Source organism: Arthrobacter sp. SDR-2R, from assembly GCF_057747955.1.
On record NZ_CM173231.1, the window covers coordinates 63335 to 85082 of the forward strand.

20 protein-coding genes are annotated in these 21748 nt (G+C 66.9%); 5 read left to right on the forward strand and 15 right to left on the reverse strand.

Features of this window, described 5'->3' with window-relative positions:
* Nucleotides 1-54 precede the first annotated feature (54 nt).
* From AC3ANU_RS00295 to AC3ANU_RS00310, 4 genes are all read right to left on the reverse strand, one after another.
* On the reverse strand, nucleotides 55-1062 hold the full coding sequence (locus tag AC3ANU_RS00295) for an oligopeptide/dipeptide ABC transporter ATP-binding protein (protein ID WP_488315214.1): 1008 nt from the start codon (nucleotides 1060-1062) through the stop codon (nucleotides 55-57).
* Nucleotides 1059-3173, reverse strand: coding sequence for a dipeptide/oligopeptide/nickel ABC transporter permease/ATP-binding protein (locus AC3ANU_RS00300; protein ID WP_056388288.1), 2115 nt, complete (start codon nucleotides 3171-3173; stop codon nucleotides 1059-1061). The genes AC3ANU_RS00295 and AC3ANU_RS00300 overlap by 4 nt, the downstream gene beginning before the upstream one ends.
* Entirely contained in the window at nucleotides 3170-4123 is a 954-nt protein-coding gene (locus AC3ANU_RS00305; RefSeq protein WP_018770873.1) for an ABC transporter permease, read from the reverse strand. Before AC3ANU_RS00305 ends, AC3ANU_RS00300 begins: the two co-directional genes overlap by 4 nt.
* A 63-nt stretch (nucleotides 4124-4186) precedes the next feature.
* Complete coding sequence (locus tag AC3ANU_RS00310) at nucleotides 4187-5743, reverse strand: ABC transporter substrate-binding protein (protein ID WP_018770874.1); 1557 nt, start codon at nucleotides 5741-5743, stop codon at nucleotides 4187-4189.
* 218 nt (nucleotides 5744-5961) lie between these two features.
* On the opposite strand from AC3ANU_RS00310, the gene AC3ANU_RS00315 reads away from it, so the two are divergent.
* The gene (locus tag AC3ANU_RS00315; RefSeq protein WP_488315215.1) at nucleotides 5962-7221 is read left to right on the forward strand and encodes a glycoside hydrolase family 1 protein; all 1260 of its coding nucleotides are present in this window, start codon (nucleotides 5962-5964) and stop codon (nucleotides 7219-7221) included.
* 73 nt (nucleotides 7222-7294) lie between these two features.
* Here AC3ANU_RS00315 and AC3ANU_RS00320 read toward each other — a convergent pair whose 3' ends face one another.
* The 3 genes from AC3ANU_RS00320 to AC3ANU_RS00330 form a co-directional block, all read right to left on the reverse strand.
* Complete coding sequence (locus AC3ANU_RS00320; protein WP_268002461.1) at nucleotides 7295-8128, reverse strand: nucleoside hydrolase; 834 nt, start codon at nucleotides 8126-8128, stop codon at nucleotides 7295-7297.
* A gap of 78 nt (nucleotides 8129-8206) precedes the next feature.
* Nucleotides 8207-8644: a universal stress protein gene (locus AC3ANU_RS00325; protein ID WP_018770877.1), complete on the reverse strand. Its 438-nt coding sequence runs from the start codon at nucleotides 8642-8644 to the stop codon at nucleotides 8207-8209.
* 36 nt (nucleotides 8645-8680) lie between these two features.
* Nucleotides 8681-8965, reverse strand: coding sequence for a hypothetical protein (locus tag AC3ANU_RS00330; RefSeq protein WP_144600947.1), 285 nt, complete (start codon nucleotides 8963-8965; stop codon nucleotides 8681-8683).
* A gap of 212 nt (nucleotides 8966-9177) precedes the next feature.
* Here AC3ANU_RS00330 and AC3ANU_RS00335 point away from each other — a divergent pair, with 212 nt between their 5' ends.
* Complete coding sequence (locus tag AC3ANU_RS00335) at nucleotides 9178-9483, forward strand: hypothetical protein (protein ID WP_018770879.1); 306 nt, start codon at nucleotides 9178-9180, stop codon at nucleotides 9481-9483.
* Here the strand turns inward: AC3ANU_RS00335 and AC3ANU_RS00340 are convergent.
* Nucleotides 9468-10205 (reverse strand): GAF and ANTAR domain-containing protein, encoded by a 738-nt coding sequence (locus AC3ANU_RS00340; protein ID WP_488315216.1) that lies wholly within the window; start codon nucleotides 10203-10205, stop codon nucleotides 9468-9470. The two genes, AC3ANU_RS00335 and AC3ANU_RS00340, sit on opposite strands and share 16 nt — an antisense overlap.
* A gap of 118 nt (nucleotides 10206-10323) precedes the next feature.
* Here AC3ANU_RS00340 and AC3ANU_RS00345 point away from each other — a divergent pair, with 118 nt between their 5' ends.
* Complete coding sequence (locus AC3ANU_RS00345) at nucleotides 10324-11907, forward strand: carboxylesterase/lipase family protein (RefSeq protein WP_488315217.1); 1584 nt, start codon at nucleotides 10324-10326, stop codon at nucleotides 11905-11907.
* Here AC3ANU_RS00345 and AC3ANU_RS00350 read toward each other — a convergent pair.
* The 3 genes from AC3ANU_RS00350 to AC3ANU_RS00360 form a co-directional block, all read right to left on the reverse strand.
* Nucleotides 11885-12325, reverse strand: a complete 441-nt coding sequence (locus tag AC3ANU_RS00350; protein ID WP_018770882.1) for an SRPBCC family protein — start codon at nucleotides 12323-12325, stop codon at nucleotides 11885-11887. The genes AC3ANU_RS00345 and AC3ANU_RS00350 overlap by 23 nt on opposite strands.
* 88 nt (nucleotides 12326-12413) lie before the next feature.
* Entirely contained in the window at nucleotides 12414-14063 is a 1650-nt protein-coding gene (locus tag AC3ANU_RS00355) for an amidohydrolase (RefSeq protein ID WP_268003472.1), read from the reverse strand.
* Between the two features lies 1 nt (nucleotide 14064).
* Complete coding sequence (locus AC3ANU_RS00360) at nucleotides 14065-15519, reverse strand: APC family permease (protein ID WP_144600951.1); 1455 nt, start codon at nucleotides 15517-15519, stop codon at nucleotides 14065-14067.
* 155 nt (nucleotides 15520-15674) lie between these two features.
* On the opposite strand from AC3ANU_RS00360, the gene AC3ANU_RS00365 reads away from it, so the two are divergent.
* The gene (locus AC3ANU_RS00365; protein WP_018770885.1) at nucleotides 15675-16283 is read left to right on the forward strand and encodes a TetR/AcrR family transcriptional regulator; all 609 of its coding nucleotides are present in this window, start codon (nucleotides 15675-15677) and stop codon (nucleotides 16281-16283) included.
* 24 nt (nucleotides 16284-16307) lie between these two features.
* On the opposite strand, the gene AC3ANU_RS00370 is transcribed toward AC3ANU_RS00365, so the two are convergent.
* Genes AC3ANU_RS00370 through AC3ANU_RS00385 form a run of 4 tightly spaced genes read right to left on the reverse strand, consistent with a single transcriptional unit; the run spans nucleotide 16308 to nucleotide 20213 of the window.
* Complete coding sequence (locus tag AC3ANU_RS00370) at nucleotides 16308-16799, reverse strand: RpiB/LacA/LacB family sugar-phosphate isomerase (protein ID WP_026266011.1); 492 nt, start codon at nucleotides 16797-16799, stop codon at nucleotides 16308-16310.
* On the reverse strand, nucleotides 16799-18547 hold the full coding sequence (locus tag AC3ANU_RS00375; RefSeq protein WP_488315218.1) for a dihydroxyacetone kinase family protein: 1749 nt from the start codon (nucleotides 18545-18547) through the stop codon (nucleotides 16799-16801). Before AC3ANU_RS00375 ends, AC3ANU_RS00370 begins: the two co-directional genes overlap by 1 nt.
* A 42-nt stretch (nucleotides 18548-18589) precedes the next feature.
* A complete protein-coding gene (locus AC3ANU_RS00380) occupies nucleotides 18590-19363 on the reverse strand; it encodes an SDR family oxidoreductase (RefSeq protein ID WP_134165266.1) in 774 nt (257 codons plus the stop codon).
* A gap of 25 nt (nucleotides 19364-19388) precedes the next feature.
* Nucleotides 19389-20213: a sugar phosphate isomerase/epimerase family protein gene (locus AC3ANU_RS00385; RefSeq protein ID WP_056388308.1), complete on the reverse strand. Its 825-nt coding sequence runs from the start codon at nucleotides 20211-20213 to the stop codon at nucleotides 19389-19391.
* Between the two features lie 186 nt (nucleotides 20214-20399).
* On the opposite strand from AC3ANU_RS00385, the gene AC3ANU_RS00390 reads away from it, so the two are divergent.
* On the forward strand, nucleotides 20400-21737 hold the full coding sequence (locus AC3ANU_RS00390) for an MFS transporter (RefSeq protein ID WP_018770890.1): 1338 nt from the start codon (nucleotides 20400-20402) through the stop codon (nucleotides 21735-21737).
* The last annotated feature ends 11 nt before the right edge of the window (nucleotides 21738-21748 follow it).

The window sequence follows — 21748 nt, forward strand, 5'->3', positions numbered from 1 at the left end:
AGGAGGGTTCCGTTCTGGTGGAAGCTGGTCAAAAGCAGGTGGAAGAAGTGCCGGTCAGGCGTAGTGGCAGGCCACATCCGCCGCACCCACACGCCGCAGGGCCGGCCGTTCGGTGGCGCACAGGTCAGTGGCCAGGGGGCAGCGGAGCCGGAAGGGGCATCCGCCGGGCCCGGGGACCGCGGCCGCCCCGGTGCGGACGCCCAGCGATTCGCGGGCCTCCCGGCGCGCCGCCTGCTCCGCCGGACGCGGCACCGGGGAGGCGGCCACGAGGGCCTGGGTGAAGGGGTGCTTGGGGTTCCCGGTGACGGCAGCGGCAGGTCCGCTTTCCATGACCTGCCCGCGGTAGAGCACCACCACGCGCTGGGCCAGGAACTGGACCACGGCGATGTCATGGGCGATGAACAGGTAGCTCAGGCCGCGCTCGTCGCGGAGGTCGGCCAGGAGGTTGAGCACCTGCGCCTGGGTGGAGAGGTCAAGGGCGCTGACGGCTTCGTCGCAGACCACCAGTTGGGGATCGTAGATGAGGGCACGCGCCACTGAAATGCGCTGGCGCTGGCCGCCGGAGAACTGGCTGGGGTAGCGGTCCACGGCGTCCCGCGGCAGGCCCACGCGTTCGAGCATGTCCCCGGCCTTGGCGCGTGCCTCTGCCGCTGAAACCCCTCGCAGGCGCAGCGGTTCGGCCAGGGACGTGCCGATGGTGTTCCGCGGGTTCAGCGATGAGTTGGGGTCCTGGAAGACGGCACGCAGTTCCCCGCCCAGGGCCCGGCGCTCCGCGGCGCTGGCGGAGGTGATGTCCTTGCCCTGATAGGTGATGGTGCCGCCGGAGACCTTTTGCAAGCCCAGGATTGCCTTGCCAATGGTGGACTTTCCGGATCCGGACTCCCCCACCAGTCCCACAGTCTCCCCGGGTGCGATGCTGAAGCTGACATGGTCGACGGCGGCCGGTGCGGCGGCTGCCTTCCGGCCCCGTCCATAGCGGACCACCAGGGCCTTGATCTCAAGCATGGGGGTGGCGGCGGAGGAAGCCGCGGAATCTTGGCGCTCGGTCACTGCGGTGCTCATGCCGGGTCCTTTTCAACGATCGGGTTTTGCTTGGGGGTGACCTCCAAAACGCGGGAGGCGGGCACGTCCGTGGCCAGCCAGTCCATGCCTTCGACGGCCAGCTGGTCCGCTTTGACACACCGCACCAGCCCTTCGCCGGCGCCGGAGCGCAGCAGCTGAACGGGTTCCATGCAGGCTGAGCCGGCGAACTGGCAGCGGGCCGCGAACCGGCAGCCGGTGGGCCAGTCCTTGGGCTGCGGCACCTGTCCGCTGATGGTGGCAAGGCGCTCCGGCATGTCGTCTGCGTGGTTGGCGTGCGGGTCGGCGGCCAGGAGCGCCAGGGTGTAAGGGTGGCGGGGGTGGTCCAGGACGGCCTGGGTTGTGCCGTTCTCCACCACCTGGCCGGCGTACATGACGGCCACCTGGTCGCAGATGTCCGCCACCACACCAAGGTCGTGGGTCACCATCACCACGGACATGCCTGTGTCCTTCACCAGGGTCCGGAGCAGGGACAGGATTTCGGCCTGCACCGTGACGTCCAGGGCCGTGGTGGGCTCGTCCGCCACCAGCAGCTTCGGCTGCCCGGCCAGTGCCAGGGCAATCGCCACGCGCTGGGCCATGCCGCCGCTGATCTGGTGCGGATAGGTCTTCAGGATCCGCGCCGCGTCCACGATGCCCACCTTTTCCAGCAGGGTCTGCGCCTCCTGGCGGGCCTCGGTCCTGCCCATGCCGCGGAGCCGGCGGATGGTCGCGGTGAGCTGGTACCCCACGGTGAACATCGGGTCCAGGGCGCGCATGGGTTCCTGGCTGATCAGCGCGATCTCCCGGCCGCGCACTGCTTCCATGTCCCTCTCCGCCACCGCTGCCAGGTTTCTTCCGTTCCAGAGGATCTGGCCGCCGGTGACACTTACGCCCGAGGGAAGCAGGCCCAACAAGGACAGCGCGGTCATGGTCTTGCCACAGCCGGACTCCCCCACCAAACCCAGGACGGTGCCGGGCTGGACGTCGAACGAGACATCGGTGACCAGGCGGACGCCGGTGCCTGTACCTGCACTGTCGACGCCGACGGACAGGTTACGGACGCTGAGCGTCCCCTTATCGGCAGAGGCGCCGTCCAATGCGGCCAAGTCCTCCGATCCGGGCGCCCCCGCCGCGATGGCGGCGACGGCCTTGGCGCGCTGCCGGCGTGCCGCGGCGGAGGGCAGGTGCGGTGCGGCCGCGTTGGGGGCCTTGCCCAGGGCATTGCCGATGGCATTGGCGGAGAGGACGGTGAGCGCCAGCACGGCACCGGTGGGCACCATCATCCAGGGGGCGTCATAGACGTGCTGTGAGGCGCCCTGGATCATGCCGCCCCAGCTGGGCTGCGGGATGGGCGGGCCGAAGCCGATGAACGCGAGGCCGGCCTGGATGAGCATGCCCACAGCGAAGATGAGCGCGGACTGGACCACGATGGTGTTCGCCAGGCCGGGCAGGACGTGCCGGAGGCTGATCCGCAGTGGGCTGACGCCGTCCACCTTGGCCGCATCCACGTAGAGCTGGGACTGCAGGGACTTGGCCTGGCCCAGGATCACGCGGTAGATGCCGGCGGACATCAGGATGCCCAGGATGGCCATAACCACTGGGATGTTGGTTCCCACCGCGCCGATGACGGCCAGGATGATCACGGTTCCCGGCAGGGACATCATGATCTCGGTAACCCTGCTGATCACGGCCTCCACGCGTTCGCCGGTGCCGGCAGCAAGCATGGCCAGGATGGTGCCGAGCCCGACGCCGACAATCACCGTGAGCATGGACGTCCCCAGGGTGCCGGCTGCGGCGGCGAAGATCCGGCTGAGGATGTCGCGGCCCAGTTCGTCCGTTCCCAGCCAGTGGGCGGCGGTGGGGCCGGAGAGGACTGAGGCGAAATCCTGGTCCTCTGTCTTGAAGGGCAGCCACAGCGGCGCTGTCAGCGACGCGGTGACAAGCGCCGCAAGCCAGGCCAGGCCGGCCACGGCGCCCGGCGAAGTGAACAGCCGGTGCCGGGATACCTTGGTGATGGCCGCCCTGCCGGCGTTGCGCGCGGGGGCTGCTGCCGGCGTCGTACTTCCTGCCTGGTCCGCGTCCGCAGGGGCCGGGGTAACTGTTGGGATCATGAGGCACGCAACTTCGGGTCGAGGAACTTGGTGGCCAGCTCCAGCACCAGGTTGACAGCGACCACCACCACGGTGGCGATCACCACCACGCCCTGGACGGCGGGGGCATCATGGGTGCTGACGGAGGTCTGGACAGCCTGGCCCAGGCCCGGCATGGCGAACAGCTGCTCGGCGATGACGGAGCCGCCGAACAGGCCGATGAACTGCAGGGCGATGCCGGCCACGATGGGCAGGCTGGCGTAGCGCAGGGCATGGACGTAGAGGATCTTCCAGGTGGGGGTGGCCGTGGCGCGCAGCGTGCGGATGTGTTCCTGCTGCAGCGCCTCGAGCATGGACGCCCGGGTCTGGCGGGCTATGAAGGCAGCGCCGCCCACGGCGAGGGTGATCACCGGCAGCGCCAGGGACAGGGCCCAGTCCTGCGGTGAGGCCTCGAACGGCACGTAGCCGGTGGCCGGGAAGATGGAGGACTGGACGGCGAACAGGTACACGAAGAGGACGCCCACCCAGAACGCCGGCAGGGCGACCAGGAGTCCAACGAAGCCGCCGATCACCTGGTCCAGGAGGCCGCCGCGGACCGCTGCGGTGACGCCCAGGGCGATGCCCAGGACCGCGCTGAGGACGGTGGCGCCGGCGGCAAGCGAGGCTGTGACGGGGAGGCGGCCGGCGAGGTCGGCGCTGACGGAGCGGCCATCGATGAGCGAGACGCCCAGGTCGCCCTGGACGGCGGAACCAAGCCACGTGAAGAACTGTGTGAACAGCGGATCGTTCCAGCCCATCCTCTGGTTGACCTCGTCGATGGCTTCCTGGGAGGCGCCTGCGCCGAGGGAGACGGCTCCCGGGCTGCCGGGCATTGCGTGCACCAGCAGGAATGCCAGCACCGCAACCACCAGCACGGTGGCCAGCGCCATCAGCAGGCGCTTAGTGATGAATAGTGCCATGGTGACCTCCATCGGTCAGGCCCTGCCCGGCCGGGCCCTCCTGTTTGGGGAGGGCCCGGCGGGAAGGTGCGGGTATTAGCTGGCCGGCGTGTAGGACGAGAGGAGCGGGTAGGCGTTGGTGCCGGCGAACTTCACCTGGGCCACCTTCTTGGTGTTGTAGCCCTGGTTGGTCAGCGCCTCATACAGCGGGATCATCCAGCCTGACTCCACCAGGCGGGTGTTCAGCTTGGTGGCGGCTGCCTTGACGGCGGCGTCGTCTTTGGCCGCGGCCAGCTCGCCGGTAGCGGCGCTGAGCTTGTCATCGGTGGCCTTTTGCACGTTGGTGAAGCCGTTCAGGATGGCTCCGTACATCACGCCGACGGGGTTGTCCCAGTTCAGGGGAGCGTAGCCAAGGGGTGTGGTGGCGACGGCGGCGAACGCTTCGTCGGTGGAGGCTGCCATCTTGACTTTCATGGTGATGCCGACGGCGGCGAGGTCCTTCTGGACGGCCTGCAGGTCCGTCTGGGTCTGCGCGCTTGCGATGATGGTGAACTCGAAGCCGTTGGGGTATCCGGCCTCGGCCAGCAGGCTCTTGGCCTTGTCCGGGTTGTACGCGAATGTGGTTTCCAGGTCCTTGGTGAAGCCGGCCGAATCCTTGGGCAGGGCGTTCCATGCAGGGATGTCGCCCTTGTGCAGGGCATCCACCAGGGCCTGGCGGTTGATGGCGTACTGAATGGCCTGGCGGACCTTCTCCTGGGCGAACGCCGGTGCGGTCTTGCCGATCTTGTCGAAGGAGATCATGGTGTTCACAGTGCCGCCGATCTGGGAAACGCCAACGCCCTTGGACTTGGCGAAGTCCACCGTGGAGGACGTCAGCATGGCAACGTCGGCCTGGCCGGAGACCAGGGCGTTGGCGCGGGCCTGCGGGTCCTGGACCACGCTGAAGACCACCTTCTTGTAGGCGTACTTGGAGGCGTCTGCGCTCTTGTCGTTCTTCACCAGGACGTACTTGTTGCCCTTCACGGTGGAGGGGTCAAGGGTGTACGGTCCGGAGCCGTCAGGGGTTGCAGCGAGGCTGGACGTGTCCGTGACGCCGTTCCTGCCCACGATCATGCCGGTGGTGGAGGCCAGGTTCTTCTCGAATCCGGGCTGCGGCTTGGCGAAGGTCAGGGCCACCTGGGTGGGGCTGACCACGTCCACGGAGGTGATTTCCTGGGCGCCGCCCTTCGCGACGGCGGAGTAGGCGCTCAGCGCGGGATCGGAGCGGCGGTCCAGGTTGGCCTTGACCAGGGCGGCATCCAGTTTGGAGCCGTCGGTGAACGTGACGTCGTCCTTGAGGTTCAGCGTCAGGACGGTGTTGTCCGCGTTGTAGCTGAAGTCCTTGGCCAGGCCCGGACCTGCGGAACCATCCGGCTGAAGGGTCATCAGGCTGTCGTAGAGGCCTTCGAAGAACTGGCGCTGGGCTGCGGAGACGCGCAGCGGGTCGAACCCGAAGGAGGCTGAGTCGCTGTCGATGGCCAGGGTGAGGCTACTGGTATCAGCCTTTGCGGCGGCTTGGCTGGACCCGCCGCCGCAGGCGGCCAGGGAACCCATCAGCAGGGCACCGGCCAGAACGGCGGAGCTCGCACGGGCGGTGGAGTTCGGAAGTTTCATGTAGTGCGCCTTTGCATTCTGATGTGATGACGGAGGAACGGTTGTGGGGGCTGGCTGCTCGCCGGCTCCCTTCAAGAATCAGCCGGGGCCACAGGCGCCAAACATGACAATGTCATTGATTGAAAAGGTATTGTGGCGGCGGTCACGCCGGGCGGAAGGATGGATGGAAGGCAACGAAGCCTCGGACGCCTGCACGCGTCCATCACGAAAGGAACCCCATGACCAACCCGTTCCCCCGCGACTTCCTTTGGGGCGTGGCCACCGCCGGCCACCAGGTGGAAGGCAACAACGTCAACAGCGATACCTGGTTCCTGGAGCACCTTCCCGGAACGATCTTCGCGGAGCCGTCCGGGGACGCCGTGGACCACTACCACCGCTACCGCGAGGACATCGCACTGATCGCCGGCCTCGGTTTTAACAGCTACCGGTTCTCCGTTGAATGGGCCCGGATCGAACCGGAGGAAGGCCAGTTCTCGGTGGCTGCGCTGGACCACTACAAGCGGGTGCTGGAAGCCTGCCACGAACATGGACTCACCCCGGTGGTCACGTTCCACCACTTCACGTCGCCGCTGTGGCTCCTCCGGATCGGCGGCTGGGAGGGCAGCCGGACGCCCGAACTCTTCGCACGCTACTGCGACCGGGTCATGGCCCACCTGGGTGACCTGATCGGCGTCGCCTGCACCCTGAACGAGCCGAACCTCCCTTGGCTGCTGGAGTCATTCGGCATCGGCGGGGAAGCCCCGGAGAACCGCGGTTCGGTGCCCATCTGGGCGGCCGCCGCCCAGCGCCTGGGCGTGGATGCCAGCACTGTTGCCCCGTTCCAGTTCTGCTCCACGGAGGCGGGGTTCCAGGTCAAGGTGGCGGCGCACCGGGCCGCCACCAAGGCCATCAAAGCCCATCGCCCGGACCTCCAGGTGGGGTGGACCCTCGCAAACTCCGATATCCAGGCGCTGCCCGGTGGCGAAGGGATTGCAGACCGGGTGCGCCGGGACGTCAACGAACGCTTCCTCAAAGCCTCCCGGGGTGACGACTTCGTGGGCATCCAGACTTACGGGCGCACCGTGTACGGCCCCGATGGCCATGCGCCCGCACCGGAGGGCGTGCCCACCAACCAGATGGGCGAGGAAATCTATCCCCAGGCACTGGAGGCCACCATCCGCGAGGCCCAGCGGATCGCCGGGATCCCCGTGATCGTCACGGAGAACGGCCTGGCCACCGAGGATGACACGCAGCGGGTGGCGTACCTGCGGACGGCCGTCGACGGGGTTGCTTCCTGCCTTGCGGACGGCATCGATGTCCGCGGGTACATCGCCTGGACCGCGTTCGACAACTTCGAGTGGATCTTCGGCTACGGGCCCAAGTTTGGCCTGATCGCCGTGGACCGCTCCACGCAGGAGCGGACGCCGAAGGACAGCGCACGCTGGCTGGGGAACCTGGCCAGGGAGCACGCCGGGGCCGGGGCACCGCAACCCGCTTAAGCGTGGTTCATAATGGCCCGGACTTCCCATGGAAGTCCGGGCCATTCCTCTGCCGCAGGCCTTTTGCCCTTGTCTACGGCCGCCGGGCGTGCAGGTGCAGCTTCGCAAAGAAGTCCGCAAGAACCAACCGGCTGTCCACACCCGTATAAATCCGGCGGGACGGCCTCGCGGACGTTTCGGTGAACACCGAGGTGACGTCATCCAGCCCGGTGACCACCAGGGGTGCACTGTCTCCAAGGCACCACACCGGCCCGAATTTCACGAAGTCCGGCACCTCAAGACTGTTGAAGTGCTCCCACAGCCACTCGCCGGCCGGGCCGGCAACCCTGAAGGCATGATCGAGTTCCGCGACGGACGCCACCATCTGCCGGTACGTTTCGGCGGGGAACTGCCAGACTGCGAGCTCCTGGTTCGCCAGCACGAAGTCCGCAGCGGCGGGGTCCGTGAAGTAGTTGTACTCGTCGTCGTTCCGGGCGGCTCCGCCGACCCAGGCAAGCGTCAGCAACCGGGCGATGCCCGGCTCCAGCAGGAGCGCGTCCGCAACATTGGTGAGCGGACCGGCGCACACCAGAATCAAGGGCAGGTCATCCGCGGTCATTGCGGTTTCAATGATCGCGCCCGCCGCAGCGGAGCTCCGTGGTTGGCCGGTAAAAGGGCTGTCCGGTCCGGGATGCACCGCCGCCGGTTCGGGGCGCTCGAGCACCCGGAGCAGTTCCCCGGCCAGGCAGGCGCCCCGCTGGGATCTGCCCTCCGGCAGCCCGAACATCGGATTCGTCAGGGAACTTGTGACGGCTGCGATCCTGTTTGCCGGGGACAGGGCATGGTGGGCCAGTCCAAGCAGGCCGTCGGGGTCGCCGGCCCAGTCGTTGTCGACAATCACGCGGCACCGGGGTTCAATCCGAATCATGTCCATCCTGCAAGCCTTGCAGCGCAGGCAGCATCACACGACGACACTTTCCATTCACCGAAAGGTGGAAGGTCCGTCCTAATCTGCGGCAGGCTCGCGGATGACCAGTACCGGGCAGTGCGCATGGTGGATGGTCTGGTGGGATACAGAGCCGAGCAGCATGCCGGTAAATCCGCCATGGCCCCGGGAGCCGACGACAACCAGGTCGGCATCGCGGGAGGCGTCAATGAGTGCCGCTGCCGGGTTGCCTTCCACGACCCGTCCTGTGATCGTCACGCCCTGGTCCTTGATGCGTTCAAGCTCCGCCTCCAGGATCGCTTGGGCGTCCTTCTGGAAGATCTCGTAGTCCCAGGCGGTGCCCAGGGCATCGCTGACATAAGGGAAGCTCCAGGCGGTCAACGCCTGGACCTCACCTTTGCGCAGCCTGGACTCCTCGATGGCCCAGTCCATTGCCGACCGGGACTGGTCGGAACCGTCCACGCCCACCACGATCCTGAAGCTTCCGTTACCGGCCACGGCTTCCCTTTTCCTGTTGCGGTGGTGCCGGCGGGACTAGGCCTGGCCCGCTGATGCACCGTGTGCCGGAACGGCCACCGTGGAGTGCTCAGGTTTGGCGGCCTGGTGGGGATTCCCTGCTTCCTTGGCACAGTGCAGGCAGCAGTAGATGCCTGCTTGGCTTTCCACGGGGTGGCCCAGGATCCGGCAACCGCAGTGCTCACATGCGGGAGCCATCATGTGGATGGCGCATTCGAAGCTGTCGAACGTGCCTGTCTGGTTCCCCATATTGACGGTGAACATGCGGCCCTCGCTGCTGCCGCAGACATCACATGCGCCCATGGTCTCTGCCTCCTGTTGTGCTCGCCGGGTGTACTCGCCGGCTCCGGACACTCCAGTTGACTGCTTCCGGGAGTTGCCTGCCTAGGGGCAAAGGTCCCACGGCCTGCCTGGGTCAATTCCCCTTGTGGATTTTCCTGGATCATTTCCCATCCACGGTGCCGCCGGTTCCGAATCCCAACCGTAGGAGTGCAACCAAAGGCAAGGACGTGACGATGGATGCCGTGGACCAGCAGGCCCTGACCGGCGCTCTGATAAAGGAGTACCGGCTGGATCTGGCACAGCTGTGGCTGGAGTTCGTTGGGCTGGGCGGGGACGCCTCTGAACAGCTCATCCGGGACTACTGCGCAGGCGAAGCCGCCCTTTCAACGAAGGAACGCGACGCACTGGCGCAGGCTGTCAACGAACACTGCGCTTCCGAAGGCCTGCCGCTACGGGCTCCGCTCAGCGGTTCCGCCCTTTCCACCCTGCAGCCGGAACACCGTGACCCGGAACGGAAGGATCCCTACTCGTCGAAGTAGGTGAAGGTGTCCGCGGCGCCGGCGACTGACGCGACGACGGCGGCCGCAACATCCCGGAGTTTCATGTTCCGCGTGCTGGACGCGTCCCGCAGCAGCTTGAAGGCCGCAGCCTGGCTGCACCGGTTCTGCGCCATGATGGCCCCGGTTGCCAGGTCGATCACGGTACGCGTCTGCATGGCGGCGCTCATGCCGTCCCTGGTCTCTTCCAGCTTCAGCATCCGCAGGGCAAGTGTCAGCCCATTGGAGGCCTGCCGGACAAACGCTTCCGCGGCACCGATGCCATGGCTGCCAAAGACGAGGGGCTGTGAACAGTGGAACGTAATCACGCCCTGGGAATCGCCTTCCAGCAGCGCGGGGATACTCAATACCGAGCGGAAGCCCTGCTCCTGGACAGCGTGGACGTACTCCGGCCAGCGGTCTTCGCGCCGGAGGTCGGAAACCAGCACTGTCTTTCCTGCCCGCATGGCCGTGGCGCCGGGACCATCGCCAAGCGTGGCCTCCAGCTGGCAGAGGAGTTGTGCACTGCGGTGGCTGCTGGCACATGCCGCGGGTTTTTTGGGCCGCAGCACCACGATTTCGCAGGAGCACACGTGCCCCTCCCCGCCAAGCCGGGCCACCGCGTAGGCTGCAAGATCCTGGAGAAATGCCTCAACTTCAGGGTTCTGCAGGAAGGACTCCTGGAGATGCAGGGCAACGTCTGCAAAATCCTCGTCTTCAGGCACGCCGGCATGGAGCACGCGTCTTACCTCCCGGACATTGGTTAAAAGCCACACCTCTGTGGCCGCCCACTGCCGAACGGTGATGCCAGCCTACCTTCGCCCGTGTCGTAACCTGTCAACCATGACGCCCCTCTCCACTCCGGACGGATCCGTCCTGGGCAATTCATTTGAGACTGACGGGACCACCGTCCACCGGTTCCTTGGCATCCCCTACGCGGAGCCGCCGTCGGGAAGCAACCGATTCCGCCCGCCGGTACCGGTATCGCCATGGAGCGGGGTGCTTGATTGCACCGCACCTGGCCCCGCCGCGCCCCAGAATCCCGAGTCCCATGCCCCTCCCGGCACTACGCCGCGCACCTGGAGCGAAGAGGCTTGCCTCAACCTGAACATCTGGACGCCGGCAACGGAAGGCCCGGCCAGGCCCGTAATGGTATGGATCCATGGCGGCGCCTACCTCATGGGCGCCAACAGTGACGCAATGTACGACGGCGCCCGGCTGGCGGCTGCGGCGGGCGTGGTGCTGGTATCCATCAACTACCGCCTGGGCGCGCTGGGTTTCCTGCACCTGGCGGACCTGCTGGGGCCCGGTTACGCCGATTCGTCCAACCTCGCCCTGCTGGACCAGCTGGAGGCCCTGCGCTGGATCCGCCGCAACATCGGCGCCTTCGGCGGCGACCCGCACAACGTGACCATCTTCGGGGAGTCCGCAGGCGCCGCAGCCATCGGCACCCTGCTGGGCATGCCGGCGTCGGAAGGGCTCTTCCGCCGGGCCATCATGCAAAGCGGCACGGCCGAGCGCTGCCGCCGGCCGGAGGACTCGGCGCGGATCAGCGCCACATTCCTTGAGTTGTGTGGTCTGGATGCCTCCTCCGCCAACCAACTGCTGACCCTCCCTGTGGAGCGGCTGCTGGAAGCGCAGGCCGCCCTGGAAAAGCGTGCTGCGGCGGAGTCCTTCGCGGTTCCATTGCCATTCCAGCCCACGGTGGGCACGCCGTCGCTTCCGTTGCCACCGCTGGAAAGTATCGGCAACGGGGTCAACTTCGGGGTGGACCTGCTGATCGGCACCAACCTGAACGAGGGCTCATTCGCCGTCGAGATGCGCCCGGACACGGGGTCGGACCCGGGCTACCCGGACCGTGCAGCCGCCGTGCTGTGCGGAGCGGGGGTGCCGCCGGCGCTTGCCCCCGGCTATACGGAGGCGCTCACCAGGGTGCTGGGCAGGGAACCGTCAGGCAAGGAACTCCTGGAAGCCGCCATCGCGGATTCCCTTTACCGCCAGCCCAGCAACCGGCTGCTGGACGCGAGGCAGGCGGCTGCCGCAGGCCGGTTGGCCCACGGAGCGACCGGTGAAGGAGCCGCCGGGAAGGACTTCGCCTACCTGTTCACATGGCGCAGCCCGGCCATGGGCGGGAAACTGGGTGCCTGCCACGCCCTGGACATCCCATTCGTCTTCCGGCACCTGGACGCGCCGGAGGCCGCCTTCCTCACACGGGGCAAGGCACCGGCGCCCCTCAGCGACGCCATGAGCCGGGCCTGGGCGGCCTTCGCCGGAACCGGGTCACCTGGCACGGAACGCCTTCCGTGGCCGGGAGTTGGAGGGCAGCGGCGCACCATGGTGCTCGACGGCGAGTCCCGGCTTGAAGCCGACCCCCGCCATGAGATCAGGGAGTTTTTCGAAGCCGTCAGGCTGCTGCCAGCGCGTTGAGGGTGTCCCGGATGCCGTTCAGCGCCGGATCCCGCAGCGACATGAAGGCGGGCTTCAGGAGGGGCTGGATGATCTTGGCCGGTCCCTTGATGCTGAACTCGGCCGTGTACTTCACCACCGAACCGGTCCCGTTGGGGGTGACGTCGATGGAATCGAAGGAAGTCACAGTTTTGTTCTCGCCGCGCAGCTTGATGTGGTTGTCGGTCAGCTCGATGACCTCGTAGACCAGGGTCTGGCGCTTCCCCCGGAACTCGGACTCGGCATGGTACTTGTGCCCCACGGCCACCGGCCCCGGGGTGGTTTTGTCCATGACGGGCGTGTTGGGGTCCCACTTGGGGGTGTTCTCGAACTCACTCATGAAGGCAAAGGCCTTCTCCGCGGACAGGTTGGTTTCCACACTTCCGGTGACTGTGATCATCACCCCAGTCTAGGAAGGGGGATCACGTAAGCCCAGCCCCCGCGCGGCGGGGGCTGGGGCAAAACCCCTGGAGCAAAATCCGCCGCCGCTAGCCGGCGACGCCCACGGAACAGTGCTGCAGCAGGCCGTTCACCACAGTGGCCAGCACGTGACCCTGCGCCAGCTCATCAGGGGCCGTTGACAGTGGATCAACGTCGAAAACGGTGAAATCAGCGCGCTTGCCCACCGTTACCGAGCCCGATACCGTCCGCTCCCCTGCAGCTTCGGCCGCGTGCGAGGTGTAGCCTTCCAGCGCCTGGCGTGCTGTGAGCGCCTGGCCCGGCACAATCGGCTGTTCATCCGGGTGGCCCGACCGCCGCCGAAGTTGCGCGTCTGCGAGGATCGGAAGGGGCGGAAAGGGGGCGACAGGCCAATCGGAGCCAAGCGCGAGCGTTACGCCTGCGGACCGGAGGTCAGCGGACCGCCATCCACGGTCCGCCCGTTCTTTTCCCAACCGCCTTGACCAGTTGTCCGTCTGGTCCGCGCGCGAATAGTGGGTGCAGTGGCTGGGCTGCATGCTGGCGATCAGGCCGGAACCGGCGAACCTTTGGATGAGTCCGTCCGGGACCGTTTCAAGGTGCTCGATCCGGTGCGGAGCCCGGGGCAGGTCCGCCGGAAGATCCTCGAACGCTGCCAGCACTGCCGCCACGCCGGCGTCACCGATGGCATGGGTTGCGGTGGGAATGCCCTGGCTTGCGAAGAACCTGATGGCCCGGTTGTACTCCTCCGGGCTTGGCCAAAAGGGTGCGACGGACTGGCCGTGGCTGTCGGGCTCAAAAAGCCAGGCCGTGCCGTTGTCCACCGTGCCGTCCACGAACAGCTTGATTCCGGCCACTTCCCACCGGGAGCCCCGAGCAGTCCTGACCTGCTCCACCAGCCGCCGCCAGTCGGCCTCCCCGCTTCCCGGCATGCACCATGGCGAAACCCGCACGCGCACCGGCAGGCCCCTGCCGCATCCGGCCAAATCGTTCTCAAGGGCGGCAAGGAGCTCCAGGGTTCCCTCCCCGCAGTCCATGACATGGATGCCTGTCAGGCCTGCCCGGGAGAACGAATCAAAGAGCTCACCCAGCCGGCGCTTCCGTTCCTGGAAAGTCTCCTGGGGCATATGTTTCAGGACCAGGTCCAAAGCCGCGGCTTCGAGCAGGAGACCGGTGGGGTTCCCCCTGCCGTCGCAGACCACTTCGGCTGCCTGGTCGAAGTGCCGTGGCCCGGTGATGCCGGCGGTCTCCAGCGCCGCCGTGCTCGCCAGGGCGGAATGGGCATCGAACAGCCGGATCACGGCCGGGCGGCCGGCCACGACGTCGTCGATCAGCTCCCGGTGCGGCGGCGCTGACCCGAAGGCATTTGGGTCGAGTCCCCAGCCGCGGACCCATTCGCCCGCCGGCGTTGCCGCCGCCTCTGCCCGCAGCAAGGCGCGCACGGCGGCAAGGTCCGTGATGCCGGAGAGGTCGCGGCCGCGTGTCATGTCCAGGCCCATGACGGGGTGGACGTGGCAGTCGACCAACCCCGGGGTAAGGACGGCGTCACCGAAATCGATGACCTCGGCCGGACCCCAGGACTGCGCGTCGTGCCGCGTTCCAACCGCCTGGATGTGCCCGTCCCGGACCGCTACAGCCTGAGGCGCAGGTCCGTTGGGTGTCCCGTCCATGGTGTGGACTGTGCCGGCAAGGATAATGAGGTCAGGATTCATGTCATTCATGTCATTCATGTGCTTCGAAGCTTCCAATGCGGTCAAAGGTGGCAGGACGACGGCGGCGCAGCCACCGGGCGGCCAGCAGGCCCCCGGCGAACACCACAGGCGTAACCAGGATCAGGATGGTGTTGGTCAGGGCGTCGGCCGCGGTAAGGAGTTCGATGTTCAGTGCGATGAGGATGACGACGCCGAAGAGCAGGACCGCTGATACGAGGCTGAGCGGGGCGAGGAGTTTGTTGCGGGCAGCAGCAGGGTTCCGGCGGAGGTACAGGAATGCTGCCACGGACACCAGCCCCTGGAGGCCCACGATGCCGAAGATGCCCGGGGTGTTCACCCAGATCAGGAGCTGCTGGTACGGGTCCGCGTTCAGGATGGCGCAGACAGTGATGACCACCGCTGCTAACAGGGTCTGCAGCTGCCCGGCACGGTGCGGTGACCTGAACCGGTGGTGCGTGCGGCCGAGGAACGCCGGCAGGACCCCGTCCCTGGCCAGCATGTAGACATAGCGGTTGATGGCGTTGTGGAACGCCAGTTGTGATGCGTAGACGCTGGTGACGATCAGGACGTACATGGCAGTTTCAGCCCAGGGTCCCACATACTGCCCTATGGTCTGGAAGAACATCCCGCCGGACAGTTCGCCAGCGGCTTCCACCACCTGGTCGTCGCCAAAGGCCTGGATGACGGCCCAGACGATGAAGGCATAGAACACGGACATGAAGCCCACCGCGATGTACATGGCGCGGGGAACTGACTGATCCGGGTTGCGGGCTTCGGAGCGGTACAACACCGTGGATTCAAAGCCCATGAAGGCGGCGAAGCAGATGCCCAGGATTGCCAGGACGCCAGGTCCAAAGGCCTGCCCGGGGCTGAAGGAGCCCAGGCTGATACCGTGTGCGCCACCGCTGCTGAGGATGCCCACGCCCATCACGCCGAGAATGCCTGTTTCCGCGACCAGGAGGACGCCGAGGACTTTGGCGCCCACGTCGATCCCCCGGTATCCCAGGAACCAGACGGCCGCGACGGCGATGAGGGCAATGGCGGGCCACGGAACCTCTAGCCCAAAGAGGACCTGCAGCATGTCATGCGTCTGGACGGCGAAGAGCCCGTAGACGCCGATCTGGAGGCAGTTGTAGGAGATGATCGCAAGGATGGCGGACGCCAGCCCCACGGTCTTTCCCAAAGAAATCGAGATGTAAGTGTAGAAGCCGCCGGAGGCTTTGACGTGGCGCGTCATCGCCATGAAACCGATGGCGAAGAGGGTCAGGACGATGCCCGCCAGGAGGTAACCGGCAGGGGCGCCGATGCCCGCTACTCCGATCGCCACCGGGGCCACGCCCGCCATCACTGTCAGGGGTGCCGCAGCCGAGATCACCAGGAAGGCTATGCCTCCGGTGCCCAGGGCATTGCGCTTGAGTGCGCCATCCACGGACGGCGCAATTGGTTTTGTTTTGGTCTCGGGCACAGCTCTGTCCTTTCCTTGAAGCCCACTTAAACGAAAGGCTTTCGTTTAGTATGGGACCAAGTGGTCCAGAGCACAATAGTTTTGCCGGCACGGGCGGATATGTGTCAGCCCGCTAGGCTGGAGCCGATGTCCAAGAGCTGCAGTGAGGAGAACCGATGGGCCGCCCGCCCCTCCCATTGATTTCCGTGGAGGCCCTCACGACGGCCGCACTTGAACTGGTGGACCAGAGCGGGGATTTCAGCTTTCCCAAACTCGCCAGGAAGATCGGCGTGAGTCAGTCCTCAATCTACAACCACGTCTCGGGACGGGACCAGATCCTGGAACTGCTCAGGCACCGCATCATCACCGAGGAGCCGTATCCGCCGGTGGACCATGAGGACTGGGAAGGTGCCCTGCGGATCCTGATCCGCGCCTACCGGGACGCCTTTGCCCGCCATCCGCGGCTGGCACCCCTGATGGTGCTCCAGTCCATTACCGACCCCGAGGTCATCGGGCTTTACGAGGACCTCGCGCTTGCCTTGGAGGCTGCCGGTTTCCGTGGCCGGGACGTGGTGTCGGCGATTTCCACGATTGACAGCTTTGCGTTGGGCGCGGCCCTGGATCTGGCCGCGCCGGACGTCGTCTGGGATCCGCCGGCGGAGGGCTATCCCACGCTCAAGCGTGCCGTCAGCCATGCCGGCCCTCCGGCGGAGCGCGGCAACCATGCGTTCGACTTCGGGCTCGACGTCATCATCGGAGGGCTCCGCGCGAAGCTGGACGGGTAAGCCCGCCCAGCTTCAGCGCCAGCGCTAGCAGCCCTCAAAGTCGGTGAGGACCTTGACCTTCCCGGCGGAGGCCGACGTCGGATCGAACGTGTAGCCGATCCATTCCTTCGCAAGCCGCCGTGCGAGCTCGATGCCCACCACGCGCTGGCCCATGGTGAGCACCTGGCAGTCGTTGGACAGGATGGAGCGTTCCACGGAGAAGGAGTCGTGGGCAGCGGTGGCGCGGATGCCGTCCACTTTGTTCGCAGCGATCGCCACGCCGATTCCGGTGCCGCAGAAGAGGATGGCCCGGTCAGCGGCACCGTCCCGGATCATCTCGCCGGCTGTGATGCCCACGTAGGGGTAGGGCCTGGTGAAGTCGTCCGGGGCGTCGCTTCGGTTGACGCCGATGTCGAGGACCTCGCTGACCCGGGGGTCGGTGCGCAGGTCCGCCAGGATCTTGTCCTTGTAATCGACGCCGGCCTCGTCCGCGCCGACAATGAGCCGCAGCCCCATGGTGTTTCCTTTCGTTGCCATTACTTTGCTGACGCCTGCACAGTGGCAGCGGTTGCGCGGGTGAAGTGCGGCCCCATCACGGCGAAGACCATCGCCAGGGAGGTTGCACCGGGGTCCGGCGTGCCCAGGCTCTTCTCGGCCAGCGGGCGGGCACGGCCCTTGAGCGGAAGGAGGTCCGCGGTGGCTTCCGCCGCAGCAGCGGACTCCTGCGCGGCTTCCTGCCATGCACGGCCCGTTTCCACGCCCTCGGCCACTGCGCGGCTAAAGGCGGAGGCGAAGGGCAGCAGGGCATCCACCATGGTCTTGTCGCCTGTTTCGGCCTTGCCCAACTGGATGATCCGGTCAGCGAATGCAGACACGGCTGCCGCAAGGGCACCGGGTTCGGGCGCGGAAGAGTTGCCCAGCGTCTCGCCAAATGCACGCAGCGCCGCTCCCCACAGGACGCCGGAGGTGCCTCCGGCCTTGTCCGCCCAGGCATCACCGGCAGCGGCAAGCACATCACCGGCGCCGGCCCCGCCGGCCAGGGCGTCCGACGCCGCGGCGGCTGCCGCGTCTACGCCGCGCACCATGCCCCGGCCGTGGTCGCCGTCCCCGGCGATGGCATCCATCCGTCCCAGCCGTTCCTCAGCGTCGTGAAGGGACGCGCGGGCGGCTTCAATGGCCGCAACGCAGGCGGCGGCGTACTCGCGGGAGGCGTCCGTGGCGACGAACGAAGCAGCGGCCGCGCCGCCGTCGGACGTTTCCTCGACGCCACGGGCCCCAGCCTCCAGGGCCGCGTTGCCACGGCGGTAGGCGGGCGTCTCTGCCGGGGCAACCCACAGCCGCTCAAGTTCCTCATCCAGCCAGGTGACCGTGAGCGAGACGCCGGCCATGTCCAGGCTGGTCACCAACTCGCCCACCTCGGGCATCACCAGCGTGTAGCCGGCCGCGCGGAGCAGCGGCGCCACGGCTCCCCAGAGGACAAAGAGCTCCTCATGCTTCGTGGAGCCGAGGCCGTTGAGGATGACGGCGATGCGCTTGCCGGCGTGAGGTGGCGTTTCAGAGAGCACCCGGGACACCAGTTCCTGCCCGAGGTCCTTCGCCGAAGGCAGGTCCGTGTCGTGCAGGCCGGGCTCGCCGTGGATGCCCAGGCCCAGGCCCATCTGCCCTTCGGGCAGCGTGAACAGCGGTGAGTCGGCGCCCGGGAAGGTGCAGCCGGCAAACGCGCTGCCGATGGTCCGCGTCAGGTCGTTGGCCTTGCGGCCCAGCCGCACCACCTCCGCGAGGTCCGCGCCGTTGTCGGCCGCGGCGCCCATTATTTTGAACACGGTGAAGTCACCGGCGATGCCACGGCGCTTGGCGGATTCCGACGGCGGGGCGCTGGCGATGTCGTCCGTCACCAGGACGTTCTCCACCGCGATGCCCTCGGCGGCCAGGCGTTCGCTGGCCATGCCGAAGTTCATCACGTCGCCGGCGTAGTTGCCGTAGGTGAAGACGACGCCGGCGCCGGACTCCGCGGCCTTGGCCACCGAGTAGGCCTGCTGCGCCGATGGCGAGGTGAAGATGTTTCCCACCACCGCGCCGTCGGCGAAGCCGGCGCCGACCAGCCCGGCGAAGGCGGGGTAGTGCCCCGAGCCGCCGCCGGCCAGGACGGCGACCTTGGGCTGCGCCGGCCGGTACCGGCGGACAGCGCCACCGGGAACCTGCCGGACCAGGTCGGAGTGGACGTCGCAGAAGCCTGCCAGGGCCTCCTCGGCGAACTCTGAGGGGTCATTGAAGATTTTGGTCATGGGGGTTCTCCGGCATCCGGGGTGGTCTGGGAGCTGTTGCTGCTAGTGGATGTGGCTGCCGCCGTTGATGTCGATGGTGGTGCCGGTGAGGTAGGCGGAGTCCTCGGAGGACAGGAAGGTGATGACGGAGGCCACTTCTTCCGTGGTGGCGTTCCGGCCCAGCGGGATGCCCGCGTTGATGGCGGCTTCCTGCTCCTGGGTGCTGCCCACGCGGATGTTGGTGTCCACGGCACCCGGGGTGATGGCGTTGACGGTGACGCCGGTGGCGCCCAGTTCGCGGGCCAGGGCCTTGGTGAATCCCAGGATGGCCGCCTTGGCGGCGGAGTAGGGAACCTTGCCAAAGACGCCGCCGCCGCGCTGGGCGGAGACGGAGGACATGTTCACGATCCGGCCCCAGCCGTTCTCGATCATTTCCGGCAGGAACGCCTTGGTCACCAGGTAGGTGCCGGTGGCGTTGACGTCCATGACCTTGTGCCACAGCTCAAGGGTGGTCTCCAGGAACGGAACCGGGGAGGTGATGCCGGCGATGTTGGCCAGGGCACCGACGGGCGGGAGGTTGCCGGCGGCCACCTCTGCGGCGACGGCGGCCTGGGCTGCGCTGACGGAGGCTTCGTTGGCGACGTCGATCTCGTGGCCGAAGGCGGGAACGTTGAATTCATTGCCGATTTCGGCTGCGACCTTGGCGGACTTCTCGCCGTCAAGGTCCAGGATGACGATGCCCCAGCCCTCACGGGCGTAGCGGCGGGCGGTGGTGATGCCGATGCCCCGGTCCGAAGTTGCTCCGGTGAGGACGGCGGTGCGCTGGATGGCGGTCATGGTGGTGCTCCTTGGGTTGTTCAGTTCAGATGAGGTCGGTGATGAAGCTTGCAGCCTTGGCGGCGGCGGCCGGGCGTTCGTCATGGGTGACGTCCCGGGTCTCCAGTTCCAGGGAGAAGTGGCCCGTGTAGCCGTCCGCGGCCAGCCGCTTCAGGCCGCCGGCGAAGTCGGCCTCGCCGTTGCCGATGCTGAGGTTGATGTTCCCCGGCACGGCGTCGCGCAGGTGGACATGGCTGATGCGGCCGGGGTGCCGGTCAAGATACGCCTGGACGTCCTCGCCGGCGGCGGTGATGTGGCTGAAGTCCATGACGATTCCGACGCCGGATCCGGCCAGCCGGTCGGCCAGCAGTCCCGCACGTTCCAGGTTCCAGCAGAACCGCAGGAAGTGCAGGGATTCGGTCCAGAGTTCGACGCCGAACTCTGCAGCGCGCCGGCCAGCAGCAGCGAGCTGCGCGGCAATGAGGTCCAGGTCTCCCTCGACGCTCCGGACCGGGTTGTGGTCCAGGGCGCCGCAGGGCAGCACCAGGGCTTTGGCCCCGATGTTGGCCGTGAGGGTGAGCAGGGCGTCCAGGTGGCGCCGCCTGGCGTCCTGCCCATCGGCGTCGAGGACTGCGTTCAGGTCCCCGATGTCGCCATTCACTGAACGGACCCGCACACCGGAGGCGACGACTTCCTGCGACACCGCCGCCACGGCGGCCCCGTCAAGTTCGTACGGCACGTGGTCGCAGACCCCGGGCAGGGCGCCCAGATCGATCTCCTCGAAACCAAGACCCTTCATGGTGCCCAGGGCAGTGCCCAGGTCCTGGTGCCGGAAGCTGATGGATGAGCACCCAAGTCTGGAATGGAACATCATTGATCCTTTGAATCGTGCCGAGCGGTAGTGATGGACACCACAGTAGTGGCGTTAACTGTCAACAGTCAACTCTGAAAGTCGACTGTTGACAGTGTAGATGATGTGCGTCACACTGGGTCGTACCAGTTTGTTAACAGTCGACAGCGGCGGACTTCTTCAGCCGCTTTTCGAAAGGGAACCACCATGAGCAAAGATGCTCTGACCATGCGCGGCCCGGTGCACGGCACCAAGGACGCCCGCCGAGTTGCCATCGGATCCGGCGTTGGGGCCGTCATCGAGACGTATGACTTCATCGGCTTCGGCACCGCTGCCGCACTGTACTTCGGCACCGCGTTCTTCCCCGGCAGCGATCCCGTCACCGGCACGCTTGCCTCCTTCGCCACCTTGGGCGTCGGCTTTGCGGCCCGTCCGCTGGGCGGCATCATCGGCGGCCACCTTGGTGACAAGGTGGGCCGCAAGCCCGTCCTGGTTGCCTCGCTGATCCTGATGGGCCTGGCCACGTTCGCCATCGGCCTGCTCCCCACCTACGCAGCGGTGGGGCTGCTTGCCCCCGCACTGCTCGTCTTCGTCCGCATCGTCCAGGGCCTGGCCTTCGGTGCGGAGTGGGGCGGCGCCATCCTGATGAGCTACGAGCACGCCCCCTGGAAATCAAAGGGCAAGTACACCGGGATCGTCCAGGCCGGCTTCCCCGTGGGCCTGCTGCTGGCCAACCTGACCTTCCTCTTCAGCGTCCAGCTCGGCAACGAACTCGCCTGGCGCATCCCGTTCCTCGCCAGCATCCTGCTGGTGATCGTGGGCCTCATCATCCGTTCCAAGGTTCCCGAGTCCCCGGTCTTCGATGAAGTCAAGGACAGCGGCACCATCGTCAAGGCCCCGATCGTCGAGGTCATCAAGACTGACTGGCGCAACATCGTCAAGGGCATCGGCCTGCGCATCGCCGAGACCGCCGGCTACGCCGTCTCCATCACCTACATGATTTCCTACATCAACAGCCAGCACCTGGCGGACAAGAGCCAGACCCTGATCGCCCTCTGCATCGCGTCGGCCATCGGCATCTTCGCCACCCAGGCCTGGGCAGCACTGACGGACCGCATCGGGCGCCGCCCCCTGTACGTCTGGTCCACCGCCTTTGCCGCACTGTTCGCCATCCCGATGTTCCTGCTGGTCAACACCGGCCTGTTCATTGCCATCATCATCACCATCGTGATCTCGTACGCTGTCTGCCAGAACTCGCTCGCCGGTGCCCAGGGCTCGTGGTTCCCCGAGCTCTTCCAGGCCCGCACCCGCGCCTCCGGCGCCAGCCTGGCCTACCAGATCTCCGCCATGGTCTCCGGCTTCACCCCGTTCATCACCACCCTGCTGTTCGTCAGCTTCGGCTGGATGGGCCCGGCACTGCTCTTCGGCGCCTACGCCCTGATCGGCCTCTGGGCCGCCATCGCCACCCGGGAAACCTGGGGCAAGCGCGAACGGGAGCTCGCCGACGAAGCCACCAAAAGCACCCCCAACACCGTCAACGCCTGAATGACCCGCAC